This is a genomic window from Paraburkholderia podalyriae, assembly GCF_014397785.1.
Taxonomy (GTDB): domain Bacteria; phylum Pseudomonadota; class Gammaproteobacteria; order Burkholderiales; family Burkholderiaceae; genus Paraburkholderia; species Paraburkholderia podalyriae.
The window spans coordinates 455,992-479,265 of the sequence record NZ_VZQQ01000001.1 but is presented as its reverse complement, the minus strand read 5'-3'; the positions used below and the strand labels follow the sequence as shown (position 1 = coordinate 479,265).

The 23,274-nt window shown below is 66.0% G+C and carries 22 protein-coding genes; 6 read left to right on the top strand and 16 right to left on the bottom strand.

Annotation, left to right across the window (positions count from 1 at the left end):
• Positions 1-104: 104 nt before the first annotated feature.
• The 5 genes from glmS to F6X42_RS02120 all read right to left on the bottom strand — a co-directional run bounded on the left by glmS (position 105) and on the right by F6X42_RS02120 (position 5,802).
• Positions 105-1,922: a glutamine--fructose-6-phosphate transaminase (isomerizing) gene (gene glmS, locus F6X42_RS02140; RefSeq protein WP_187632605.1), complete on the bottom strand. Its 1,818-nt coding sequence runs from the start codon at positions 1,920-1,922 to the stop codon at positions 105-107.
• Between the two features lie 59 nt (positions 1,923-1,981).
• A complete protein-coding gene (gene glmU / locus F6X42_RS02135; RefSeq protein WP_187632604.1) occupies positions 1,982-3,343 on the bottom strand; it encodes a bifunctional UDP-N-acetylglucosamine diphosphorylase/glucosamine-1-phosphate N-acetyltransferase GlmU in 1,362 nt (453 codons plus the stop codon).
• A 141-nt stretch (positions 3,344-3,484) separates the two neighbouring features.
• Positions 3,485-4,483 carry a tRNA 2-thiocytidine(32) synthetase TtcA gene (gene ttcA, locus F6X42_RS02130; protein WP_187632603.1) on the bottom strand — a complete coding sequence of 333 codons (999 nt, stop codon included), beginning with the start codon at positions 4,481-4,483 and terminating at the stop codon, positions 3,485-3,487.
• Between the two features lie 3 nt (positions 4,484-4,486).
• A complete protein-coding gene (locus F6X42_RS02125) occupies positions 4,487-4,882 on the bottom strand; it encodes a dihydroneopterin aldolase (RefSeq protein ID WP_187632602.1) in 396 nt (131 codons plus the stop codon).
• Between the two features lie 92 nt (positions 4,883-4,974).
• Complete coding sequence (locus F6X42_RS02120) at positions 4,975-5,802, bottom strand: SDR family oxidoreductase (RefSeq protein ID WP_187632601.1); 828 nt, start codon at positions 5,800-5,802, stop codon at positions 4,975-4,977.
• 13 nt (positions 5,803-5,815) lie between these two features.
• On the opposite strand from F6X42_RS02120, the gene F6X42_RS02115 reads away from it, so the two are divergent.
• A complete protein-coding gene (locus F6X42_RS02115) occupies positions 5,816-7,018 on the top strand; it encodes a class I SAM-dependent methyltransferase (protein ID WP_187632600.1) in 1,203 nt (400 codons plus the stop codon).
• Positions 7,019-7,049: 31 nt separating this feature from the next.
• Positions 7,050-7,244, top strand: a complete 195-nt coding sequence (locus F6X42_RS02110; protein ID WP_167047497.1) for a DUF2905 domain-containing protein — start codon at positions 7,050-7,052, stop codon at positions 7,242-7,244.
• Between the two features lie 31 nt (positions 7,245-7,275).
• Here F6X42_RS02110 and F6X42_RS02105 read toward each other — a convergent pair whose 3' ends face one another.
• The 4 genes from F6X42_RS02105 to F6X42_RS02090 all read right to left on the bottom strand — a co-directional run bounded on the left by F6X42_RS02105 (position 7,276) and on the right by F6X42_RS02090 (position 12,190).
• On the bottom strand, positions 7,276-8,508 hold the full coding sequence (locus F6X42_RS02105; protein ID WP_187632599.1) for a multifunctional CCA addition/repair protein: 1,233 nt from the start codon (positions 8,506-8,508) through the stop codon (positions 7,276-7,278).
• Positions 8,505-9,158: a glutathione S-transferase family protein gene (locus F6X42_RS02100; protein ID WP_187632598.1), complete on the bottom strand. Its 654-nt coding sequence runs from the start codon at positions 9,156-9,158 to the stop codon at positions 8,505-8,507. The genes F6X42_RS02105 and F6X42_RS02100 overlap by 4 nt, the downstream gene beginning before the upstream one ends.
• Before the next feature lie 29 nt (positions 9,159-9,187).
• Entirely contained in the window at positions 9,188-10,141 is a 954-nt protein-coding gene (locus tag F6X42_RS02095) for a complex I NDUFA9 subunit family protein (protein ID WP_187632597.1), read from the bottom strand.
• Positions 10,142-10,222: 81 nt separating this feature from the next.
• Positions 10,223-12,190 carry a lytic transglycosylase domain-containing protein gene (locus F6X42_RS02090; RefSeq protein ID WP_187632596.1) on the bottom strand — a complete coding sequence of 656 codons (1,968 nt, stop codon included), beginning with the start codon at positions 12,188-12,190 and terminating at the stop codon, positions 10,223-10,225.
• Between the two features lie 77 nt (positions 12,191-12,267).
• On the opposite strand from F6X42_RS02090, the gene F6X42_RS02085 reads away from it, so the two are divergent.
• Positions 12,268-12,810: a 5-formyltetrahydrofolate cyclo-ligase gene (locus tag F6X42_RS02085; RefSeq protein WP_246529910.1), complete on the top strand. Its 543-nt coding sequence runs from the start codon at positions 12,268-12,270 to the stop codon at positions 12,808-12,810.
• 40 nt (positions 12,811-12,850) lie between these two features.
• On the opposite strand, the gene F6X42_RS02080 is transcribed toward F6X42_RS02085, so the two are convergent.
• Entirely contained in the window at positions 12,851-13,363 is a 513-nt protein-coding gene (locus tag F6X42_RS02080) for a winged helix DNA-binding protein (RefSeq protein ID WP_187632595.1), read from the bottom strand.
• A gap of 211 nt (positions 13,364-13,574) precedes the next feature.
• Here F6X42_RS02080 and pxpB point away from each other — a divergent pair, with 211 nt between their 5' ends.
• The 3 genes from pxpB to pxpA are packed head-to-tail and all read left to right on the top strand — an operon-like array spanning position 13,575 to position 16,050.
• Positions 13,575-14,228 carry a 5-oxoprolinase subunit PxpB gene (pxpB, locus tag F6X42_RS02075; RefSeq protein ID WP_187632594.1) on the top strand — a complete coding sequence of 218 codons (654 nt, stop codon included), beginning with the start codon at positions 13,575-13,577 and terminating at the stop codon, positions 14,226-14,228.
• Positions 14,225-15,277: a 5-oxoprolinase subunit C family protein gene (locus F6X42_RS02070; protein WP_187632593.1), complete on the top strand. Its 1,053-nt coding sequence runs from the start codon at positions 14,225-14,227 to the stop codon at positions 15,275-15,277. The genes pxpB and F6X42_RS02070 overlap by 4 nt, the downstream gene beginning before the upstream one ends.
• 20 nt (positions 15,278-15,297) lie before the next feature.
• The gene (pxpA, locus tag F6X42_RS02065) at positions 15,298-16,050 is read left to right on the top strand and encodes a 5-oxoprolinase subunit PxpA (RefSeq protein ID WP_187632592.1); all 753 of its coding nucleotides are present in this window, start codon (positions 15,298-15,300) and stop codon (positions 16,048-16,050) included.
• Between the two features lie 236 nt (positions 16,051-16,286).
• On the opposite strand, the gene F6X42_RS02060 is transcribed toward pxpA, so the two are convergent.
• From F6X42_RS02060 to F6X42_RS02035, 6 genes are all read right to left on the bottom strand, one after another.
• Entirely contained in the window at positions 16,287-17,360 is a 1,074-nt protein-coding gene (locus F6X42_RS02060; RefSeq protein ID WP_187632591.1) for a TraB/GumN family protein, read from the bottom strand.
• A complete protein-coding gene (locus tag F6X42_RS02055) occupies positions 17,353-18,372 on the bottom strand; it encodes a peptide ABC transporter ATP-binding protein (protein ID WP_187632590.1) in 1,020 nt (339 codons plus the stop codon). Before F6X42_RS02055 ends, F6X42_RS02060 begins: the two co-directional genes overlap by 8 nt.
• Entirely contained in the window at positions 18,369-19,373 is a 1,005-nt protein-coding gene (locus F6X42_RS02050) for an ABC transporter ATP-binding protein (protein WP_187632589.1), read from the bottom strand. The genes F6X42_RS02055 and F6X42_RS02050 overlap by 4 nt, the downstream gene beginning before the upstream one ends.
• A 2-nt stretch (positions 19,374-19,375) precedes the next feature.
• Complete coding sequence (locus F6X42_RS02045) at positions 19,376-20,293, bottom strand: ABC transporter permease subunit (RefSeq protein ID WP_187632588.1); 918 nt, start codon at positions 20,291-20,293, stop codon at positions 19,376-19,378.
• 6 nt (positions 20,294-20,299) lie between these two features.
• Positions 20,300-21,310, bottom strand: coding sequence for an ABC transporter permease subunit (locus F6X42_RS02040; RefSeq protein ID WP_187632587.1), 1,011 nt, complete (start codon positions 21,308-21,310; stop codon positions 20,300-20,302).
• A 156-nt stretch (positions 21,311-21,466) separates the two neighbouring features.
• Entirely contained in the window at positions 21,467-23,098 is a 1,632-nt protein-coding gene (locus F6X42_RS02035) for an ABC transporter substrate-binding protein (protein WP_187632586.1), read from the bottom strand.
• Between the last annotated feature and the right edge of the window lie 176 nt (positions 23,099-23,274).

Sequence of the window (23,274 nt, the reverse complement as noted above, 5' to 3'; positions counted from 1 at the left end):
GAAAGACAGATGCCGATTGGAGCGATGGATATTTCGTCAGCCGGACCGCATCGCGGTGCGGCTGATCGCGTGAGCTTGCGGCCCGGTTTGCCGCTGCGTCTTCGTCACTCCACCGTCACCGACTTCGCCAGGTTCCGGGGCTTGTCCACATCCGTGCCACGCGCACAGGCGGTGTGATACGCGAGCAACTGCAGCGGCACGACGTGCAGAATCGGCGACAGCAAGCCATAGTGCTCCGGCATCCGGATCACATGCAGCCCTTCGCCGTTGACGATCTTCGTATCCGCATCGGCGAACACATAAAGCTCGCCGCCGCGCGCGCGCACTTCCTGGATGTTCGACTTCAGCTTTTCGAGCAGCGCGTCGTTCGGCGCGACCGTCACTACCGGCATCGCCTCGGTCACGAGTGCCAACGGCCCATGCTTGAGTTCGCCAGCCGGATACGCCTCGGCGTGGATGTACGAAATCTCCTTGAGCTTCAGCGCGCCTTCGAGCGCGATCGGATAGTGCATGCCGCGTCCGAGGAACAACGCATGTTCCTTGCGCGAAAACTCTTCCGACCACGCGATGATCTGCGGCTCCAGCGCGAGCACGCTGTTGAGCGCGGCCGGCAGGTGGCGCAACTGCCTCAGATAACCGACTTCCTGCTCATCGCTCAGGCGTTCGCGCAGCTTCGCGAGCGTTGCCGCCAGCGTAAACAGCGCGACCAGCTGCGTCGTGAATGCTTTGGTCGACGCGACACCGATCTCGCGGCCCGCGTGCGTCAGGAACGACAACCCGGTCTGCCGCACCATCGCGCTTGTGCCGACGTTGCAGATCGCGAGCGTGTGCCGGTGGCCGAGTTCCTGCGCGTGCCTGAGCGCCGCGAGCGTGTCCGCGGTTTCGCCCGACTGCGAAATCACCACCACCAGCGACTTCGGATTCGGCACCGACTCGCGATAGCGATACTCGCTCGCGATCTCGACCTGAGTCGGAATCTTCGCGAGCGACTCGAGCCAGTACTTCGCGGTGAGCCCCGAGTAATAGCTCGTGCCGCACGCGAGAATCAGCAGGCTGTCGATGTCGGCGAACACCTGGCGCGCGCCTTCGCCGAAGATCGACGCATCGAACGCGTCGGCTTGCGGAATCGTGTCGGTGATCGCGCGCGGCTGCTCGAAGATTTCCTTCTGCATGAAGTGGCGATATGGGCCGAGTTCGACCGCGCCGCCATAGGCGGCGACCTGGCGCACCTCGCGTTGCGCGGCCTCGCCCTGGCGATCGGCGATGCGCACGCGATCGAGCGACAGTTCGCACACGTCGCCTTCCTCGAGGAAGATAAAGCGCTCGGTGCTGCCCGCGAGCGCAAGCGCGTCGGACGCGAGGAAGTTCTCGCCATCGCCGAGTCCGACCACGAGCGGCGAGCCCTGGCGCGCGCCGACCACCGTATGCGGCTGGTCCTTGTGCAGCACCGCGATCGCGTACGCGCCATGCAGTTGTGCGATGGCTTCGCGCACCGCCGCGAACAGGTCCCCGCGATACAGGCTATGGACCAGATGCGCGATAACCTCGGTGTCGGTCTGCGAGACGAACTCGTAGCCCTTGCCCCGCAGCATTTCGCGCAACACCTCGTAGTTCTCGATGATGCCGTTGTGTACCAACGCGAGCGCATCGCACGAGAAAATCGGGTGAGCGTTGTCGGTGACCGGCGCGCCATGTGTGGCCCAGCGCGTATGCGCGATTCCCGTCACGCCTTCGAGGTGACTGTCGCGCACCTGGCCATCGAGGTCGGCGACGCGCGCGACGCTGCGCGCGCGGCTCGGCCCGCGAGCGCCGAGCACGGCGACGCCGCACGAATCGTAGCCGCGATATTCGAGGCGTCGCAGTCCTTCGATCAGGACGGGAACGATATTACGTTGCGCAACCGCGCCGACAATGCCGCACATGGTGTATTCCTTTTCAGTGCCGGATTCAGTGAGCGCGCCTCGTGGGCACGCCGTATCGATCAGCTTTTCTTTTTGACCGGGCGCACGTAGCCCGTTTTGCTCGTTTGGGTCTTGTCGTTCAGCACCAGCGCGTCGGCGGCGACGTCTTTCCAAACCGTGGTGCCGGCCGCGATCGTCGCGCCGCGCTGCACGCGCACCGGCGCGACCAGTTGCGTGTCCGAGCCGACGAACACGTCGTCCTCGATCACGGTGCGGAATTTGTTCGCGCCGTCGTAGTTGCAGGTGATCGTGCCCGCGCCGATATTCACGCGCGCGCCGACATCTGCATCGCCGAGGTAGGTGAGGTGGTTGGCTTTCGAGCCGTGACCAAGCACCGCATTCTTGATCTCGACGAAGTTCCCTACATGAGACTCGTCCTGCAGCGCGGCGCCTGTGCGCAAGCGCGCATACGGACCAACGACGGCCTTCGCGCCGACTTGCGCACCTTCGATGTGCGTGAACGCGTCGACGCGCGTGCCCGCGCCGATGCTCGCATTGCGGATCACGCAGTTCGGCCCGATGCTGACATTATCGGCCAGCGTGACGCGGCCTTCGAACACACAGTTCACGTCGATCGACACGTCGCGACCGCATTCGAGCGTGCCGCGCACGTCGACACGCGCCGGGTCGGCGAGCGTCACGCCGGCGACCAGCAGCGCGTCGGCGACATCGCGCTGGTGAATCCGCTCGAGTTCGGCGAGTTGCTGCTTGCTGTTGACGCCGAGCGTTTCCCACTCGTCGTCGGGCTGCGTGGTGACGACTTCGATGCCGGCTTCGATCGCCATCTCGACCGCGTCGGTCAGATAGAACTCGCCTTGCACGTTGTCGTTTTTGAGCGCCGCGAGCCAGCCGGCGAGGCGCGCGGTCGGGGCGACGATGATGCCGGTGTTGATCTCGGCGATCTTCAGTTGCTCGGGACTCGCGTCCTTCTGCTCGACGATGCGCCGCACCTTGCCCTGCGGATCGCGCACGATGCGGCCATAGCCGGTCGGGTCGTCGAGCGTGACGGTCAGCACGCCGTAGCCGTCCCGGCCCGCGCGTTCGGTCAGCGCGCGCAGCGTTTGCGCGCGCGTGAGCGGCACGTCGCCATAGAGCACCAGCGTGGGCAACGAAGGATCGAGCAGCGGCAGCGCCTGCTGCACCGCGTGGCCGGTGCCGAGCTGCTGCTCCTGCACCGCGAATTGAATATCGGGCGCCGCGACGGCTTCACGCACGGCTTCGGCACCGTGGCCGATCACGACGATCAGCCGCGCGGGCTTCAGCGCGCGGGCGGTGTCGATGACATGAGCGAGGAGCGGCCGGCCGGCCAGAGGATGGAGCACCTTGGGAAGCGCGGACCGCATGCGCTTGCCGGTGCCTGCCGCCAAAATAACGATGTTCATGGCGTCGGCAAATAGACGAGTTTGGAGCGCACGATTCTATCATGCTGCACCTGCAAAAAAGGCCGCTGACGCGGCCTCTGCAGCACTTGCATTCCAGCGGAAAACCGCCGGAATGCCGCCAAAACCGGCACGTTTCGCCAGTTACAGGTCGTCGAACTGGACCAGCGGGATCGTCTTCCCGCTGAGCGGCGCACCGTCGTCGCCGGTCGAGCACGGTTCTTCGTCGAACGCGATATCGCCTTGCGGATCGGCCTCGCCGGTCGCGCGCAGCCCCGCGAACGGAAACAGCTGGTGATCCATCAAATGCGACGGCACCACGTTCGACAACGCGTTGAACATGTTCTCGATGCGGCCCGGGAAACGCTTTTCCCAGTCGCGGACCAGAGCCTTCATTTCCGCACGCTTCAGGTTCGGTTGGCTACCGCACAGATTGCACGGAATGATCGGGAATTTACGCAGCTCCGCGTACTTCTCCAGATCGGTTTCCTTCACGTAGGCGAGCGGCCGGATCACGATGTTCTTGCCGTCGTCCGATTGCAGCTTGGGCGGCATGCCTTTCAGTTTGCCGCCGTAGAACAGGTTCAGCAGCAGCGTCTGCAGGATGTCGTCGCGATGATGGCCGAGCGCGATCCTGGTCGCGCCGAGTTCGCCCGCGACGCGGTACAGGATGCCGCGCCGCAGCCGTGAGCACAGCGAACAGGTGGTCTTGCCCTCCGGCACCAGCCGCTTGACGATGCTGTAGGTGTCCTGGTTCTCGATGTGAAACGGGATGTCGAGCTGGGTCAGATACTCGGGCAGCACGTGCTCGGGGAAGCCCGGCTGCTTCTGGTCGAGGTTCACCGCGACGAGGTCGAAATTGATCGGTGCGCGCTCGCGCAGCCGCATCAGAATGTCGAGCATCGCGTAACTGTCTTTGCCACCCGACAGGCACACCATCACCTTGTCGCCGTCCTCGATCATGTTGTAATCGCCGATTGCCTGGCCGACCTGGCGCGCGAGCCGCTTGAACAGCTTGTTGTTCTCGTACGCTTCCTTCTGCTCGCGGCGCGTGAGCGGCGATTTCGGGGCGCGGGCGGCGCTGGTCGCCGCGGTGGCCTCGGCGGCCTGGTTGCCTGCGTTCAGGATTTCCGGTGCGTTCATCGTTCAGTCCTCCTTGATGCGGAAGACTTCGACGCCGACCGCATCGCAGTCCGGATACACGTCCGGCTTTTCGGTCGACACGCGCGCGCCGCGCACCTGCGGATGTTCGAGCATCGCGCGCACGAGGTCGTCGCACAGCGTTTCCTGCAGATGGATATGGCCTTGCGAGACGCGCTTGGCGATCGTCGAGCGCATGAAGTCGTAGTCGACGACTTCGTTGAGCTTGTCTTGCACCGGCGTGGACATCGCGAGCGGCACGAACAGTTCGACGTTGATCACGACGCGCTGCTCGCCGCGCTTTTCGAAGTCGTGCACGCCGATATTGATGTGCACTTCGTAATTGCGCAGAAAAAGCCGGCGGCAATCGGCGAGCCGGGGGTGCGAAAGAGCGGCAAACATGTTCGTTCCAGTCAAAAAAGCGTGCGGGGCACGCAAGGGGGCGCTTCACCACACGCAACGGCCGCCTCGGCGAGGCAAGCCGCGCCCGCGTGTCAGGCGCCCGTCAAAAACATCACGTCGCGCGGCAGCGGCACCAGATGCTGCCCGCCGTCGACCACCAGCGTCGTTCCGGTGACGCCGGCTGCATCCGCGAGATACAGCGCGGCGGCGACGATATCCTCGGGCCGCGACGCACGGCCAAGAGGCGTCATACGGTGAGCGGCCTCGAACCCGTCGTGGGTCTGGTCGCCCGATTGCATGGTCAGGCCGGGCGCGAGCCCGACCACCCGGAGCTTCGGCGCGAGCGCCTGAGCGAGCGCGACCGTCGCGGTCTGCAGCGCCGCCTTCGACAGCGTGTACGACAGATAGTCCGGGTTCATGTTGTACAGCTTCTGGTCCAGCACATTGATGACGACACCGCGCTGGCTCTCGTCGCGCAACGCCGCATCGGGCGTCGCGTCGTAAAGCATGCGCGCGAGCACGAGCGGCGCGCCGAGGTTCATCGCGGTCAGCTTCAGCAGCAGCTCGTAGCCGATGTCGCGCGCCGTGTCTTCCTCGAAGCGCGACGCGTTATTGACGACGCAGGATGGGCGCCCTAGCGCGGCGGTACAGTCCGGCAGCAGCCGCACGACCTGCGCCTCGTCGCCGAGTTCGGCGTGCAGCGCGACCGCGCGGCGGCCCAGCGCGACGATCTGCGCGACCACTTCGTCGGCGTCCTCACGCGAGGCGCCGTAGTGCACGGCCACGTCCCAGCCGCGCGCGGCAAAGCCGAGCGCGAGCGCGCGCCCGATGCGGCGCGCGGCGCCGGTGATCAGCGCGACGCGGGGCGTTTGGGGCGGCACTTCGGCCGCGCGGGCAGCGTTGTCCGGAGAAACGGTCATTTACAATGCGGGGATGAATCCGAAAGCTCACCAGCCCGATAGTTTACCTGCTCCCGGCCCGAGCGCGCTCGCGCAGTCCGACGCGCTCGTCGCCGAGATCCGCAAGCAGCTCGACACCGCCGACGGCTGGCTGCCGTTCGACCGCTACATGGAGCGCGCGTTGTACGCGCCGGGGCTCGGCTACTACAGCGGCGGTGCGCGCAAATTTGGCCTGCGCGCTGACGACGGCAGCGACTTCGTCACCGCGCCGGAATTGTCGCCCCTGTTCGCCGCGACGCTCGCGCGCCCGGTCGCCGAAGCGTTGCAGGCGAGCGGCACGCGCAACGTGATGGAGTTCGGCGCCGGCACCGGCAAGCTCGCCGCAGGGCTGCTCAATGCGCTCGACACGCTCGGCGCCGAATTCGACAGCTATTCGATCGTCGATCTGTCGGGTGAGCTGCGCGAGCGGCAGCGCGAAACGATCGCGGCGGCCGCGCCCGCGCTGGTCGGGAAAGTACGTTGGCTCGACGCATTGCCGGAGCGCTTCGAAGGCGTGGTGATCGGCAACGAGGTGCTCGACGCAATGCCGGTGCGGCTCTTCGCGCAACGCGGCGGCGTCTGGCACGAGCGCGGCGTGGTGTGGCGCGACGGCGCATTCGCGTTCGACGACCGCCCTGCCGCGGCCGCCGCGGATCTCGCTCTGCTCACGGAAATCGATGCGACCCGCGACCACGCCGGCGACGACTACGTGACCGAAACGCACGAGGCCGCGCGCGCTTTCACGCGCACGATCTGCACGATGCTCGCGCGCGGCGCGATTCTGCTGATCGACTACGGCTTTCCGCGCCACGAGTACTATCACGGCCAGCGCGCGCAGGGCACGCTGATGTGCCACTACCGGCACCGCGCGCACGGCGACCCGTTCCTGTATCCCGGTTTGCAGGACATCACCGCGCACGTCGAATTCACCGGCATCGCCGAAGCGGGCGTCGAGACCGGCGCGGACCTGCTCGGCTTCACGTCGCAAGCGCGCTTCCTGCTGAACGCGGGCGTCACGGAGGCGCTCGGCGAAATCGATCCCGCCGACCCCGCGCGCTTTCTGCCCGCCGCCAACGCGGTACAGAAGCTGCTGTCCGAGGCGGAGATGGGCGAACTCTTCAAGGTGATCGCGTTTTCGCGCGGACTCGACGACACGCTGCGCGCCTTTTCGAGCGGCGACCGCTCGCACACGCTGTGATTCCGAATTCGCCCCGGTTCGAGGAGTCGCGATGATCCGCTGGCTTTTGACTACCTTCATTGCCGTCGCGGTGCTGTCGTCGTGCTGGCCGTGGCTGAGGAAGCTCGGCATCGGCCGGATGCCCGGCGACGTGACCTTGCGGCTGTTCGGCCGCGAGTATCCGTTTCCGTTCATGTCGACGCTCGTGCTGTCGATGCTGTTGTCGCTACTCGCGCGGGCGTTGTAGGCGCCGCGCGCCACATCAGGCCACCGCCACCTCAGGCAAGCGCCGCTTCCACCGCGCGAACCCGCTCCTGATGGACGGCGTCCTTGATGCCGGCCGGCGCATCGGCGAGCCGCTTCGCGACCGCCCCCGCGTCCACGCCTCGCGCGGCCACCAGCGCAACCCTCAGTCGCTCCGCCTGCGCGTACTCGCTCATCTCGAAGCCGAGCCGCCCGCGTGCATCGGACTCGCAGGCCTGCAATGCCTCGGCAAAGCGCGTCGGCTTCCTGATAGCGTCGCTACGCTCGAGCAGCCGCACCAGAGCCGCCGCCCCCATCTCCATCACGCGATGTATATTGCCGTGCTCGCGCGCGACCAGCACCGCGAGATCGCGGCACTCGTTCGGTACGCGCAGCCGCTCACACAGCGGCTTCAGCAGATCGACGCTGCGGCCCTCGTGGCCAACGTGCCGCGGCAGCAGGTTCTCCGGCGTGGTCGCCTTGCCGAGGTCGTGCGTCAGCGCCGCGAAGCGCACCGGCAGCGAGTAACCCTGCTGTGCGGCATGGTCGAGCACCATCATCACGTGAACGCCGGTATCCACCTCGGGGTGATAGTCGGGGCGCTGCGGCACGCCGAACAGCGCGTCGATCTCCGGCAGAATCCGCGCGAGCGCGCTGCAGTCGCGCAGCACGTCGAACATCCGCGACGGCTGCTTCTCCATCAATCCGCGCGACACCTCCTGCCACACGCGCTCGGCCACCAGCGCATCGGCTTCGCCGTCGGCGACCATCTCGCGCATCAGCGCCAGCGTCTCCGGCGCGACCGTGAAATCGACGAAACGCGCCGCGAACCGCGCGATGCGCAGAATCCGCACCGGATCTTCGAGGAACGCGGCGCTGACGTGGCGAAAAAGCCGCGCCTGCAGATCGGCCTGGCCATTGAACGGATCGATGACCGGGCCGGTCAGCTCGCCGTCCGGGCGCACCTCGCGCGCCATCGCGTTGATCGTCAGATCGCGGCGCGCGAGATCCTCCTCGAGCGTCACCTCGGGCGCGTAGAAAAACTGGAAACCGTGATAGCCGGCCGCCGTCTTGCGCTCGGTGCGCGCGAGCGCGTACTCCTCATGCGTCTGCGGATGCAGAAATACCGGAAAGTCCTTGCCCACCGGCCGATAGCCCTGCGCGACCATCTGCTCGGGTGTCGCTCCCACCACCACGTAGTCGCGGTCCTGCACCGGCACGCCGAGCAGCTCGTCGCGGATCGCGCCGCCCACTGCGTAGATATTCATGGGCATTCGTCTTGATAGGCGATCGCGTGCGTTTCGCGGCGCGCGGCGTCGATCCATTCATTGACCGCGGGCAGCGCGGTGAGCCGCTCGACATAGGCCGCCGCGGTCTCCGACAACGCCGGCTTCCACGTGTTGAAGCGCATCGCGACCGGCGCGTACATCGCGTCGGCAATGCAGAATTCACCGAACAGGAACGGGCCGCCGTAGGTTTCGAGGCAGTCGCGCCAGACCGCCTCGATCCGCGCGATATCGGCAAGTGCGCCCGGCGTCGCGTTCCTGCCCGGGAACGACGCGCGGATGTTCATCCACATCTTCGAGCGCAATTCGCCGAAGCTCGCATGCATCTCGGCACTGATGCTGCGCGCGTGTGCGCGCGCAGCCGCGTCGCGCGGCCACAGCGCATGTTGCGGGTAGCGTTCGGCCAGCGTTTCGGCGATTGCGAGCGACTCCCACACGGCCCGCCCCGCGTCGTCGATCAGGCACGGCACCTTGCCCGGTCCGCGCGGTGCCTGAGCGCGGATCTTTACATTCGTGTCCGGCTCGTACAGCCAGATCAGCTGCTCGTCGAACGGAATGCCGAAGTGCTTGAGCAGCAGCCACGGACGCATCGACCACGACGAATAGTTCTTGTCACCAATCAGCAATTTCATGCTTTTTGTCAGGAAGTGAGGAATGGGTCTCAGCGGCCGGCGCTGGCGCGGAACGTATCGAGTCGCGACCCCTTGGCCGCGCCGGTCAGATACGTCGGTACGATCGCTTCGATGCTGACCGGTTCGAGTCCGAGTTCGGGCGCGAGCGGGCCGCTCAGAATATTGGCGACCTTCATCGAATCGAGATTGTCGCGCGAAATCACCGGTTCGCCCGGCGCCATTTCGAAGCTCAGCGCCTGTAGGCGCGCGAGCGGCTCGGGCAGACGGATGATGCGCGCATGCTTGCCGATCACGTCGCCGCAGTACGAAACCAGGTCTTCGAGTGTATAGACGGTCGGGCCGCCGAGCTCGTAAGTGCGCCCGCTCGCGCCGTCGAAATCGAGCACGTTGACGATCGCCTTCGCGACGTCACCGACATAGACCGGCTGGAACTGCGCGTCCGGCATCGCGAGCGGGATCGCCGGAAACACGCGCTGCAGGAACGCGAACTTGTTCAGAAACGCGTCCTCGGGGCCGAACACGACGGACGGCCGGAAGATCGTCCACGCGACGCTCGCGGCATGCACGGCTTTCTCGCCGTCGCCTTTCGAGCGCGAGTACATGCTCGGGCCGCTCGGATTGGCGCCGAGCGCGCTCAGATGTATCAGCCGATGCACGCCCTTGCCTTCGCAGGCGGCGGCGATGCGTGTCGGCAGCTCGACGTGCGCATGCGCGAATTCCCGCCCATAGGGCTTGCCGCGTTTGCCGTTCAGGATGCCGACGAGGTTGATCACGCAATCCGCGCCTTCGACGAAGCGCGCGAGCTGCACCGGGTCGAACACGTCGGTTTCGAGCACGTCGATCGGCAGCATGGTCAGATGGCGCGCGTTGTAGCGTCGCCGCGTGGCAACGCGCACGTCCTTGCCCATCTCGACGAGCGCGTTGACGACGTAGCTGCCGATAAACCCTGAGCCGCCGATGATCGCGATGGCTTGATGTCGCATTTTCGACTCCCTGATGGAAGCCGCGGCAACGGCTGGCGAGGCGCGCCGCAACCTCGAAGCGAGATTGCGGCGGCAAGGCGCTTACGGTGCGATGTAACCCAGGCGCGCCTTCAGCGATTGCGGACGGCCTTCGAACAATGCCGCGTAGTAGACCGTGTTGGACAGCACATTCTTTACGTAGTCGCGAGTTTCCTGGAACGGGATCGCCTCGGCGAAGATCGCGCCTTCGACCGGGCGCTGCAACGACTGCCGCCAGTTGCGCGGACGGCCCGGACCTGCGTTGTAGCCAGCGGTGGCCAGCACGGCGGACCCGTCGAACTGATTGTAGATCATCGCCAGGTAGTTCGTGCCGAGCAGGATGTTGGTGTTGATGTCGTTCATCTGCTCGCGCGACACCGGTCCCAGACCGATCTTCTTCGCGACCAGTTGCGCAGTGGCGGGCATCAGCTGCATCAGTCCGCCCGCGCCGACGTCAGAGCGCGCGTTAATGATGAAGCGCGACTCCTGGCGGATCAGCCCGTACGCCCACTCGACGTCGAGCCCGCTCGACTGCGCGTCCTGCTCGACGATGTTGCGGAACGGCGACAGATAGCGCAGCGAAAAATCGTGCTCGCTCTTCGTGCGGTCCGCGGTGTTGACGGTGCGATCGTACAGCTCGATGCGGCGCGCGTACTCGGCGGCCGCGAGCAGTTGCCGGTCGGACATGTTGCGCAACGGCCAGTTCCACTCGCGATTGCCTTCGAGCCGCAGGTTCAGCGCATAGAAGCGCTGCGCGAGATCGAAGCCCGGCGTGGTGCCGGCCTGCTGCACTTCAGCGTCGGTCACGGTGGTTTTCGGCGGCACGGTGATCTTCTGGCCGAGCTCTTCGAGCGCGAGCTGGCCGTAGAAGTTGAAGTTCGACGCGATCGACTGGAATTCCTCGCTGGCCGTGGCCGTGTCGCCGGCCTGCTTCAGCGCGCGCGCGTGCCAGTACACCCACGACGATTGCTTGCGCAGCGACTCGGGCATCTGCTCGATCGACCAGCGCACCATGTTCCAGTCGCCGGCGAGCAGCGCGCTGCGCGTGCGCCATTCGTATGCGGGATTGGACAGCGGCGCGTTCGCCGACAGCCGGAACCAGTCGACCGCGCCAGGCGTCCCCTTGAGCGCGCCTTGATAGCCGATCGTGCCCCAGCCGATCGCGCGCTCCGGCGAATTCAGCGACGGCGCGACCGCCGCGAACGTGGCCGCGGCCATCGCCGGATCGTTGCGCGCCATGCGCGTGATGGCGAGCAGCGCCAGCTGATGCGACGGCGCATCCGGCCCGACGCCGCGCGCGAGCAACAGCGGCGGCGTACTGGTCGCCTGGCCGAACAGCACCGGGTCGGGCGGCTGGTCGCCGAGCGCGTCGACGAGCTTGCTGCCGGTGCTCGTGTAGTTCTGCTCGTACGCGAGACGGATCTGCTGCCAGATGTCGTCGGCGCTGAATTGGCGGTTCACGCCCAGCACCGTGATCAGATCGACGCAGCCGTCGCCGTACCATTTCGGATCGACGAGCAGCGCTCGCGCCGCGTCCGTGACGTTCTCACCGCGCGACGCGCGCGATTCGAGCGCATAGCACTTCACCTGAGTGTCGTCGTCGAGCACGAACTTCGCGTACTGCTGGTCGAAGTTGCGCCAGTCGTGGCGCGTGCCGAGCACGGTCAGGTAGTCGTTGCGCATGCGATCGGCGATCGCCTGGCCGTCGTACTTCTGCAGGAACGCGAGCACCGGCGCGTCCGGCGCGTCGATGCGCGCATGGCCGGTCGAATCGAACAGCTGCGGCTTGATCTGGAAATACTCCAGATACGAGGGCGCCGGATAATTCGGGATCATGCTCGCAAGCTGGGCTGCGCGCGGCGCGTCGTTATTGCGCGCGGCTTCGCGCAGCTGGACGAATATCTGGTCGTCGTTCGTGGGTTGCGAGAGCGGAAGGGGCTTGACGGCCGAGGCAGTGCTGCAGGCCACGAGTGCCGCTGCAGCCAGCGCGATACCGGCCGCGCGATATACTCGAAAAAGGCGTTTTGACATCGTTGTTTCTGGAGCGCGAATTGGACCAAAGCATAGCATGCAACCCTGTCCCGGCAGCGAAAAAGGCGCTGCGCCGGATGTTGCTGGAAAGCCGTCTGCAAGCGGCTTCCGAGCCAGCGAAGAATGCCGCGCTCGGGCGTCGAATGCTCGACGCGCTGACGCACTACGCGGTATGCAGCGTGGGATTCTACTGGCCCCTCGTCGGCGAGTTCGACGCGCGCGGCGCGATCGGGATCTGGCTCGCGGCCAATCCGCATCACGAAGCCAGTCTGCCAATCATTAAAGAACGTGGCATGGCGCTCGAATTCCATGCGTGGACCCCCGTGACGCCGATGAAAATCGGCCATCACAAGATTGCCGAGCCCACCTCGGGGCGCGTCGTGCTGCCCGAACTGCTGTTCGTGCCCTGCGTGGGTTTCGACTCGGACGGCTACCGCCTCGGTTACGGCGGCGGCTATTACGACCGCACGCTAGCCGGCTGGCCGGCCGCGCACAAGCCGATCACGGTCGGCATCGCGTACGAAGCGTGCCGCACCGACACGCTAGGCCGCGAGGCGCATGACATTCCGCTCAATCTGATCGTGACCGAAGCGGGGTTTCATCCGGCGCTGCCGACCTGAACGCGCGATAGAACGCGCGCAATGCGCGACGCCTGGGCCGCTACAGCGAAGCCGCCGCGCGCGCGGCCGTATCGTACAAGCCCGACGCATTGCGCATCAGCTGCGCGGCCTCGCCGATCTGCTGGTTGGAGAGGCCACTTTCCTTGAGCGTCGAGATCAGGCAGTTTTCGCGCACCTCGCGATATTTCAGGCATAGTTCGCGGCCCGCGTCGGTGGCGGAAAAGAACACTTCCTTGCCGGTCTTTTCGCTTTTTACGTACCCTCTAGCTACGAGCTTTTTCAACGCGTAAGTCGCCACGTGCGTGTCCTCGATGTTCAGCACGAAACAGATGTCCGCGAGCTTCTTGCGGCGTTCGCGATGGCTCACGTGGTGCAGCAGCGACACCTCGATCGCGGTCATGTCCTTGTCACCGGCCGCCGACATGCAGCGCACCATCCAGCGGTTGAACGCATTGCCCGCCATGATCAACGCGTATTCGAGCTCGGACAGTTCCGCGCTGCTGTCGGAGACGAGGTGTTCCGACGAAACGATCTTGGTGGGATGACGCGTCATACGAGGTTCCCGGGACGGAAATGGGCTGGAAAAGTGTCGCAAGTGTACGACGATGCCCCGTCGCCGACGAGCCTGGCAAAAACGCTTATTGGTAAATCGTCGATATTTTATTGATAATGTACGCTCCCAACGCCGCTGACTTCGTGCCGGGCATGCGCCAACGCGCCGCGCCGTCCGCCTCATTTTCCGACTCGACCCGGGCCGCCCAGTCATGAGCCAACCACGAATCATTCCCTTCGGCGACGCCGCGCTCGTCTGCGAAGCGCCGCCGCCCGCCACGCTCGAGTGCCAGCAGCGCGTCTGGGCCGCAGCCATGGCCGCACGCGACTGGCCGCAGGTGCTCGAAGTCGTGCCCGGCATGAACAATCTGACGCTCGTGTTCGACCCGCTCGAGACCGACGCCGACGCGCTCGGCGAGCAGTTGCTCACGGCCTGGAACGCGGTGGCCAAAGCCGCCGTGCCGGGGCGCGACGTCGAGATTCCGGTGCAGTACGGCGGCGCCTTCGGTCCCGATCTGCAGGCTGTCGCCGAACACACGGGCTTGCGCGCGCGCGAGGTCGTCGAGCGGCATGCGAGCGGCGCCTACGTGGTGTTCTTTCTCGGCTTTCAGCCCGGCTTCGCCTATATGGGTGGGCTCGACGCCGCGCTGCACACGCCGCGTCGCGCGTCGCCGCGGCTCGAGGTGCCGGCGGGCTCGGTCGGCATCGGCGGCGAGCAGACCGGGATCTATCCCGCGGAGTCGCCGGGCGGCTGGCAGCTGATCGGCCGCACCGAGGTGCCGCTGTTCGATCCGGCGAGCCGCCCGCCCACACTGCTGCAGCCCGGCGACCGGGTGCGCTTCACGATCGCGGGGATCCACGCATGATCGACGTGATCCGCGCGGGTCTGCAGACCACGATCCAGGACCTCGGCCGCCACGGCTACCGGCATCTCGGCGTCGCGATGGCTGGCGCGCTCGATCGTCTGTCGCTCGAAGTCGGCAACCGGCTGGTGGGCAACCGCCCCGACGCGGCCGGCCTCGAAATCACCTTCGGCCCGACTGTGCTGCGCTTCCTGCGCGCCACGCGCGTCGCGATCACCGGCGCTGAGTTCGGCGCAACGCTCGACGGCAAACCGGTCTATTCGTGGTGGAGCTTGCCCGTGCAGGCCGGCCAGGAGCTCGTGCTGAACGCGGCGAAGCGCGGCATGCGCGGCTATATATGCGTGGCGGGCGGCATCGACGTGCTGCCGATGCTCGGCTCGCGCAGCACCGACCTCGCCGGCCATTTCGGCGGACTCGGCGGCCGCGCGCTGAATGACGGAGACCGTCTGCCGGTCGGCGCGCCGCCGCAGCGCGGCCAGTTCGGCTTCACGCCCGAGGCGCCCGAGTTCGGCGTGAAGGCGCCCGCCTGGTGCAAGTTCGTGCTGGTCCACGAGCCGCTGCGGCGCGGCCGGCATCCGTCGGGCGTGCCGTGGGCGATACCGGTTCGCGTGCTGCGCGGCCCCGAATACGACAGCTTCACCCCGGACGCGCAGCAGTCATTCTGGTCCGACGAGTGGCTCGTCACGCCGAACAGCAATCGCATGGGCTACCGTCTCGCCGGCACCGGGCTGAAACGCACGCACAACACCGATCTGCTGTCGCACGCAGTGCTGCCCGGCACGATCCAGGTGCCGCCGAACGGCCAGCCGATCGTGCTGATGAGCGACGCACAGACCACTGGCGGCTATCCGAAGATCGGTGCGGTAATCCAGGCCGATCTGTGGAAGCTCGCGCAGGTGCGCCTGAACGCGGCGGTCCGTTTCATCCCGGCGACGCACTACGAGGCACGCCAGGCTTTGCTTGAAGAACGCGCGTACCTGCGGCAGATCGATGCCGCGATCGCGATGCATGAAGAGCGTTGCGCACGCCAGGCCGCGCTCGCGGCGCTGTAACAGTGACTAAAGGACTCCCCATGGAAATCGATCTGAACGCCGATCTCGGCGAGGGCTGCGGCTCCGACGAGGCGCTGCTCGACCTCGTGAGCTCGGCCAACATCGCGTGCGGCTGGCATGCGGGCGGCCCCAACGCGATGCGCGACTGCGTGCGTTGGGCCGTGCAGAGAGGCGTGTCGATCGGCGCGCATCCGAGCTTCAACGATCCCGAGAATTTCGGCCGCAAGGAAATGGATCTGCCGGCGGGCGAGATCTACGCGGGCGTGCTGTATCAGCTCGGCGCGCTGTCGGCAATCGCGCAGGCCGAAGGCGGGCGCATCGCGCACGTGAAGCCGCACGGCGCGCTGTACAACCAGGCCGCGCGCGACGCGAAGATCGCCGACGCGATCGTCTCCGCGGTACACGACTTCGATCCGTCGGTCGCGGTGTTCGCGCTCGCCAACAGCGGGCTCGTGAGCGCCGCGCGCAACGCGGGCCTGACCGCGATCGAGGAAGTGTTCGCCGACCGCGGCTATCGAGCCGACGGCTCGCTCGTGCCGCGAAACGAGCCGGGCGCGTTGCTCGACGACGTGAACGAAGTGCTCGCGCGCACGCTCGCGATGATCCGCGAGCAACGCGTGAAAGCCGTCGACGGACAATGGGTGGCGCTGAACGCGCAGACCATCTGCCTGCATGGCGACGGCCCGCATGCGCTCGCCTTTGCGCGACGCATCCGCGGCGCGCTCAACGACGCCGGCATCGAAGTGCACGCAGCGGGCGCCGCGCGCGTTTGAGCGTTCGGATCATCGTCGTCCACGCCCCTTCGTATCGACGAGCTGCTGGCCATCTGGCGCGGTACCTCGTCGATGGCGAGCGTCAGCGCCAGTGCGAGCGCAACACAAATTAGCGCCTTTTTTCATTTCACGGGCGCTGATCGCGATGGCCTGCTCAGCACGGCGATCGCGCTATACGGCGGCCTGCAGTTGCCTACTGATCGATCCCGCCGCTACGGCTGCAGCCTCGATCCGACTCACCCCGCCTCGACCACGAAGCCGTGCTGCCGCAACAGCTGCAGCACGCCCTTCGGTCCACCCAGATGCAGCGCGCCGATCGCGACGAACAGCGGCCTGTTCGGCGCGGCGAGTTGCAGAATCTTCGCGACGAAGCGGCGATTGCGCTCGTAGACGATCCGCTTGTCGATCGAATTGGAGATGCGCGGATCGCGCGCGAGCTTCTCCGATTTGGCAGCCTGCCACGCGGCGATCGCATCGGCATCGCCGACCCGCCATAGCCGATGCAGCGTGCGCACGTCCTCGACGTTCTGCGCGGGCGTCTGCACCAGATCCTGCGCGAGCATCTCGCGCTGCTGCGCGGCCGCCAGCCCGGTGAACGAGCGCATCTGCTGCGCGAGCGTTTCGAGTCCGACGATCTTGCCGCGCGTCTTCAGATACACGTTCTGCAATTGCGCTTCGGTTCCGTACTCGGTTTGCAGACCCGCGGACAGCGAGTCGTAGGTCTCGACCACGAGTGACGCGAGCCACGGCCGCATGTTCTTGATCGCATCGAGCGCGGCCGGGTTGCCGCGCAGCCGCAACGCGAGCTTGTGCCACAGCGGCTCGGGCAGCAGGCCCGGCAGGCAGTCGTGCTTGCACACGCCGTATTTCGAAACGTCGTCCTGCGACACCAGCAGCTCGTCGGGCGACAACTCGAGCGCGAGCGTCGGCGACGCGGCTAGCGCCGCGAGGATCGGCGCGCGGAACGGCTGCCCCGCCGGGTAGTCGGCGGGATCGCCGACGTGCAGCGTGCCGAGCACGTAGATCGTCGTATTGCCGCGCGTCGCGACGTAGAACGGCATGCGCGCCGGTTGCTGGCGCACCGGGCCGCTCGCCGTGGTGCCCGGTGCCGGTGGTGGCGCAATGGAAGGCGGTGGCGCGGCTGGCACCGTGACCGCCGGACGAGCCGCCGGGCCTGGCGCGTTGGCCGCCGCACCGGCGGCGTCAGCGATGCCGGGGTGCGCCACGCCAACCGACAGCGCGCAGGCGGCCACCCAGCCGCCCCGACACAAGCGGCGCGCAAGACGACGCGCCGCCACCGCATCAGGCATCCACGTCCCCCACCTCTTCGGCGCGGTGACACGAGACGAGGCGGCCATCCACTTCTCGCAGCTTCGGCACCTCGCCGCGGCAGCGGTCGATCACGTACGGGCAGCGCTGATGGAACGTGCAGCCCGACGGCGGATTCAGCGGCGACGGCATTTCGCCTTGCAGCTTGATCTTGATCGTGCGGTCCGCCTCGAAGATCGACGGCGTCGCCGACATCAGCGCCCGCGTGTACGGGTGGCGCGGCTTCGAGAAGATGCGCTGCTTGTCGCCGAGTTCGGCGACGCCGCCGAAGTACATGACCATCACGTCGTCGGCGATATGCTCGACCACCGACAGGTTGTGCGAGATGAACACGTAGCTCGTCTTGAACTGATCCTGCAGATCCATGAACAGGTTCAGGATCTGCGCCTGGATCGACACGTCGAGCGCGGACACCGGTTCGTCGGCGACGACGATCTGCGGATCGAGGATCATCGCGCGAGCGATCGCGACACGCTGACGCTGGCCGCCGGAGAACATGTGCGGATAGCGCTTCGCGTGCTCGGGGCGCAGGCCGACCGTGCGCATCATCTGCGCGATGCGTTCGGCGCGCTCGGTCGCGCTCATCTGCGTGTTGATCGCGAGCGGTTCGCCGAGCGTCTGCTCGACCGTCTTGCGCGGATTGAGCGACGCAAACGGGTTCTGGAACACCATCTGCACGCGCCGCCTGAGCGCCGCGATCTTCTCGTGATTCGCGCCGGCCACGTCCTCGCCGTCGATCAGCAAGCGGCCCGCGCTCGGCGTTTCGATCATCGTCAACTGACGCGCGAGCGTCGACTTGCCGCAGCCGGACTCGCCGACTACCGCCAGCGTCTTACCGCGGTCGAGCGCGAACGACACGCCGTTCAGCGCCTTCACCGTGCCGTGCGCGAACATGCCGCGTTTGACCGTGTAGTAGCGCGCGAGCTGGTCGGCGACGAGCACGTGATCGCCAGTACGGTCCGACTGGCGACGGGTTTCGGGTACTGCGCTCATCGGGCGCCTCCTTGCGTGTAAACGTTGGCGTCCTTCTCGAGGTTCAGCGGCTTGATGCAGCGCACGCGCGTGAAGTCGGCGTGAGCGGGCAGCGGCGCGAGCGCGGGGCGGGCCTTCATGCAGTCGTCGATCACGTACTTGCAGCGCGGTGCGAACAGGCACCCCTTGGGCCGGTCGTCGCGGCCCGGCACCATGCCCGGCAACGCCGCGAGCCGCACCGCGCCCACGTTGTGCTCGGGAATCGCGGCCAGCAGCGCTTCCGTGTACGGATGATGAGGCGCGGCGAAGATGTCCGGCACCTTGTTCGTCTCGATCACCTCGCCCGCGTACATCACGGCAACGCGCTGCGCGACTTCGGAGACCACGGCCAGATCGTGCGAAATCAGCACGAGCGCCATGCCGCGTTCCTTCTGCAGGCGCATCAACAGTTCCATGATCTGCGCCTGGATCGTCACGTCGAGCGCGGTGGTCGGCTCGTCGGCGATCAGCAGCTTCGGGTTGCAGGCGATCGCCATCGCGATCATCACGCGCTGGTTCATGCCGCCCGACATCTGATGCGGAAATGAGCCAATGCGGCTTTTCGCATCGGGAATACCGACCTGGTCGAGCAGTTCGAGCGCGCGTTTGTCCAGCGCGCCGCCGCGCAAGCCTTCGTGCAGCTTCAGCACTTCCTTGATCTGATAGCCGACCGTGTAGCTCGGGTTCAGGCTCGTCAGCGCGTCCTGGAACACCATCGCGATGTCCTTGCCGATGATCTTGCGGCGTTGTCTGGCGGAGGCGTTCAGCAGGTTCTTGCCGTCGAACGTGATTTCGTCGGCGGTGACCTTGCCGGGCGCGTCGATCAGGCCCATCAGCGCCATCATCGTCACGCTCTTGCCCGAGCCCGATTCGCCGACCACGCCGACCACTTCACCGGGCGCGACGTCGAGATTGATGCGGTCGACCGCGGGCAGGCCGCCGAAGCTGACCGCGAGATTGCGGATGGTCAATAGATTGCTCATGGTCACGCCATCCGTTTCAGTTTGGGATCGAGCGCGTCGCGCAGCCCGTCGCCGAGCAGGTTGATCGAAAGCACCGAGATCAGGATGGACAAGCCAGGCATCGTAACGATCCACCACGCGCTGTCGATATAATCGCGCGCCGACGCGAGCATCGCGCCCCACTCCGCCGACGGCGGCTGCACGCCGAGGCCGAGGAAGCCGAGCGCGGCGGCATCGAGAATCGCCGACGAAAAGCCGAGCGTTGCCTGCACGATCAGCGGCGCGGTGCAGTTAGGCAGCACCTGCGAGAACATCAGCCGCAATGTGCTCGCACCCGCGACGCGCGACGCCGTCACATACTCCTTCTGCAACTCGCCCTGCGCCGACGCGCGCGTCAGACGCACGTAGCCCGGCAGCGCGACGATCGCGATCGCGAGCATCGTGTTGACCAGACCCGGACCGATGATCGCGACCACGGCGACCGCGAGCAACAGCGACGGCAGCGCGAGCAGCACGTCCATGATGCGCATGATCGGCGTGTCGGCCCATTTCTCGAAGAACGCGGCGACGAGGCCGAGCACGACGCCCGGAATCAACGCGAGCACCACCGACACGAAGCCGATCCAGAACGACAGCCGCGCGCCAAACATCAGACGCGACAGAATGTCGCGGCCCGCTTCGTCGGTACCGAGAATGAACTTCCAGTTGCCGCCGTCGAGCCACGCGGGCGGGATCTTCACGAAGTCGCGGTACTGCTCGATCGGGCTATGCGGCGCGATCAGCGGCGCGAAGATCGCGATGAAGATCAGCACCAGCACGATGATGCCCGCGCCGACCGCGCCGCGGTTGCGCGAGAAGTTGGCCCAGAATTCGCGAGCCGCGATGGCGCGGCCGCTCGGTGGTGTGACCGCTTGGGGGACGGTGTTTTGAATGTCAGCCACGGTGATTTACCTCGTATGGCGAATGCGCGGGTTGAGCACGCCGTACAACAGATCGACGACGAGGTTCACGACGATCACCAGCGTCGCGATCAGCAGGATACCGCCCTGCACGACTGGATAATCGCGCCGGCCGATCGCGTCGATCAGCCACTTGCCGATGCCCGGCCATGAAAACAGCGTTTCGGTCAGCACCGCGCCCGCAAGCAATGTGCCGACCTGCAGGCCGATCACGGTGACGACCGGAATCAGCGCATTGCGCAGCGCATGCACGACGATCACGCGTCCCGGCGACAAACCCTTCGCGCGCGCGGTGCGGATGTAATCTTCGCGCAGCACTTCGAGCATCGACGAGCGCGTCATACGCGCGACGACCGCGAGCGGGATCGTGCCGAGCACGATCGCGGGCAGGATCAGATGGCTGAGCGCGGACTTGAACGCGCCTTCGTCGGTGGACATCAGCGAGTCGATCAGCATGAAGCCGGTCACGTGCGGAATGTCGTATTCGACCGCGATGCGGCCCGACACCGGCGTCAAGCCGAACTTGACCGAGAACACCATGATGAGGATCAAGCCCCACCAGAAGATCGGCATCGAGTAACCGGTCAGCGCGGTGCCCATCACGCCGTGATCGAGCACCGTGCCGCGCCTCAACGCCGCGAACACGCCCGCCGGCAGGCCGACGATCAGCGCGAACAGCATCGCGCAGAGCGACAGTTCGACGGTGGCGGGAAAGCGCGCGAGGAATTCGCCCATCACGCTCGTGTTGGTGATGATCGAAGTGCCGAGGTTGCCGTGCACGGCGCGGGCGATGTAGTGGAAGTACTGCAGTGGCAAGGGCTCGTCGAGCCCCAGGCGGTGCATCGCGGCCGCATGCATGGCCGGATCGACGCCGCGCTCGCCCATCATCACTTCGATGGGGTCGCCCGGGATCAGGTGAATCAGCGCGAACGCGAGGATCGTGATGCCGATGAACGTCGGTATCACCATGCCGATGCGGCGCAAAACGAAGCGGAACATGGTTCGCTCCCATGGTACTGGTGATGAAAAAACGCAACCGGCGACGAGGGCTCGTGACCCCGGTCGCCGGACCATTTCGACCAGTTTTCTAACCGTGCGAAAAGTGTACTGTGTTGCGGCGTACTGTATTGCGGCCTACTGTGCGAACTTTACGGATTACTTGACGCTGACACCGTCGAAGCGCGCGTAGCCGAGCGGTTCGATGCGCATGTCGACCACCTTCTTGCTGACCGGCTGATAGACGGTCGAGTGCGCAATCGGCGAGAACGGCAGTTGCTGCGCGAAAATATGCTGCGCGTCGCCGTAGATCTTCGTGCGCGTCGCCACGTCCGACGTCGTGCGGCCCTTCTGGATCAGATCGTCGAACGGCTTGTAGCACCACTTGGAGAAGTTGTTGCCGTTGATCGCCTCGCAGCCGAGGAGCGTGCCGAGCCAGTTGTCCGGATCGCCGTTGTCGCCGGTCCAGCCGATCAGCATCGAGTCGTCTTCGCCCGCGTGCGCGCGCTTGATGTACTCACCCCATTCGTACGTGACGATCTTCGCCTTCACGCCGATCTTCGCCCAGTCCGCCTGGATCATTTCCGCCATCAGACGCGCGTTCGGGTTGTACGCGCGCTGCACCGGCATCGCCCACAGCGTGATGTCGAAGCCGTTCGGGTAGCCGGCCTTCGCGAGCAGATCCTTCGCCTTGGCCGCGTCGTACGAGGCGGCCGGCAGGTTCTTGACGAACGACCATTGCGTCGGCGGCATCGGGTTCGTCGCGAGCTGGCCCGCGCCCTGGTAGACCGAGTCGATGATCGCCTTCTTGTTGATCGCCATGTCGAGCGCCTGGCGCACTTCGAGCTTGTCGACCGGTTTGTGCGTCACGTTGTACGCGAGGTAGCCGAGGTTGAAGCCCGGCTGCGACGGCATGTCGATGTTCGGCTCGGCCTTCAGCGGCGCGATGTCGGCCGGGCGCGGATAGCTCATCACCTGGCATTCGTCGCGCTTGATCTTCTGCACGCGCACGCCGGCGTCTGGCGTGATCGAGAAGATCAGCTTCGAGATCTTCACCGCGCCCGGCTTCCAGTAGTCAGGGTTGCCGTCGAAACGGATCGTCGCGTCCTTCGTGTAGCTGCGGAAGATGAACGGGCCGGTGCCGACCGGGAACTGGTTGATGTCGGCGGCCTTGCCGGCCTTCAGCAGCTGATCCGCATATTCAGCCGACAGGATCGATGCGTATTCCATCGCCAGATTCTGGATGAACGGCGCGTTGACTTCCTTCAGCGTGAACTTGACCGTGTACGGATCGACTTTCTCGACGCTCGTGATCAGCTTGTCGAGGCCCATGTCGGTGAAGTACGGGAACTGCACCGGATATGCCTTGCGGAACGGCTGGTTCGGGTCGAGCATGCGCTGGAACGAGAAGACCACGTCGTCCGCATTGAATTCGCGCGTCGGCTTGAAGAACGAAGTCGTCTGGAACTTCACGCCATGACGCAGATGGAACGTATAGGTCTTGCCATCGGGCGACACGTCCCACTTCTCCGCGAGGCCCGGCTCGACCTTGGTGCCGCCGCGCTCGAATTCGACGAGGCGGTTATAGACGGTGAACGTGTTGGCCGTGAAGTCGACGCCCGTCGTGTATTGGGCCGGATCGAAGCCCGCGGGACTGCCTTCCGAGCAGTAAACGAGGGTCTTGTTCGGGATCCCAGCGGCCTGCGCGCTCGTCACGCCAAGCAGGGATGCCGCTGCGGCAGCGACGAGCGTAGTCACACGCGCGGCGCGCAACAGATTGTTTTGCTTCATGTTTCCTCCAGGTTCAGGGCCGGCTTGCGCCGGCGTAGCGGGATATTACTTGAGCTTGGCCCGGCCACCAAGCGGAGCAAAATCCCTCTGTTGACGATAGGAAACACTTCGTGCAAACGTTTTGCCGCGGTTTTGCCGCGAGCTGGGCCAGCCCATTCGGGCCGCCCGGCGACGAA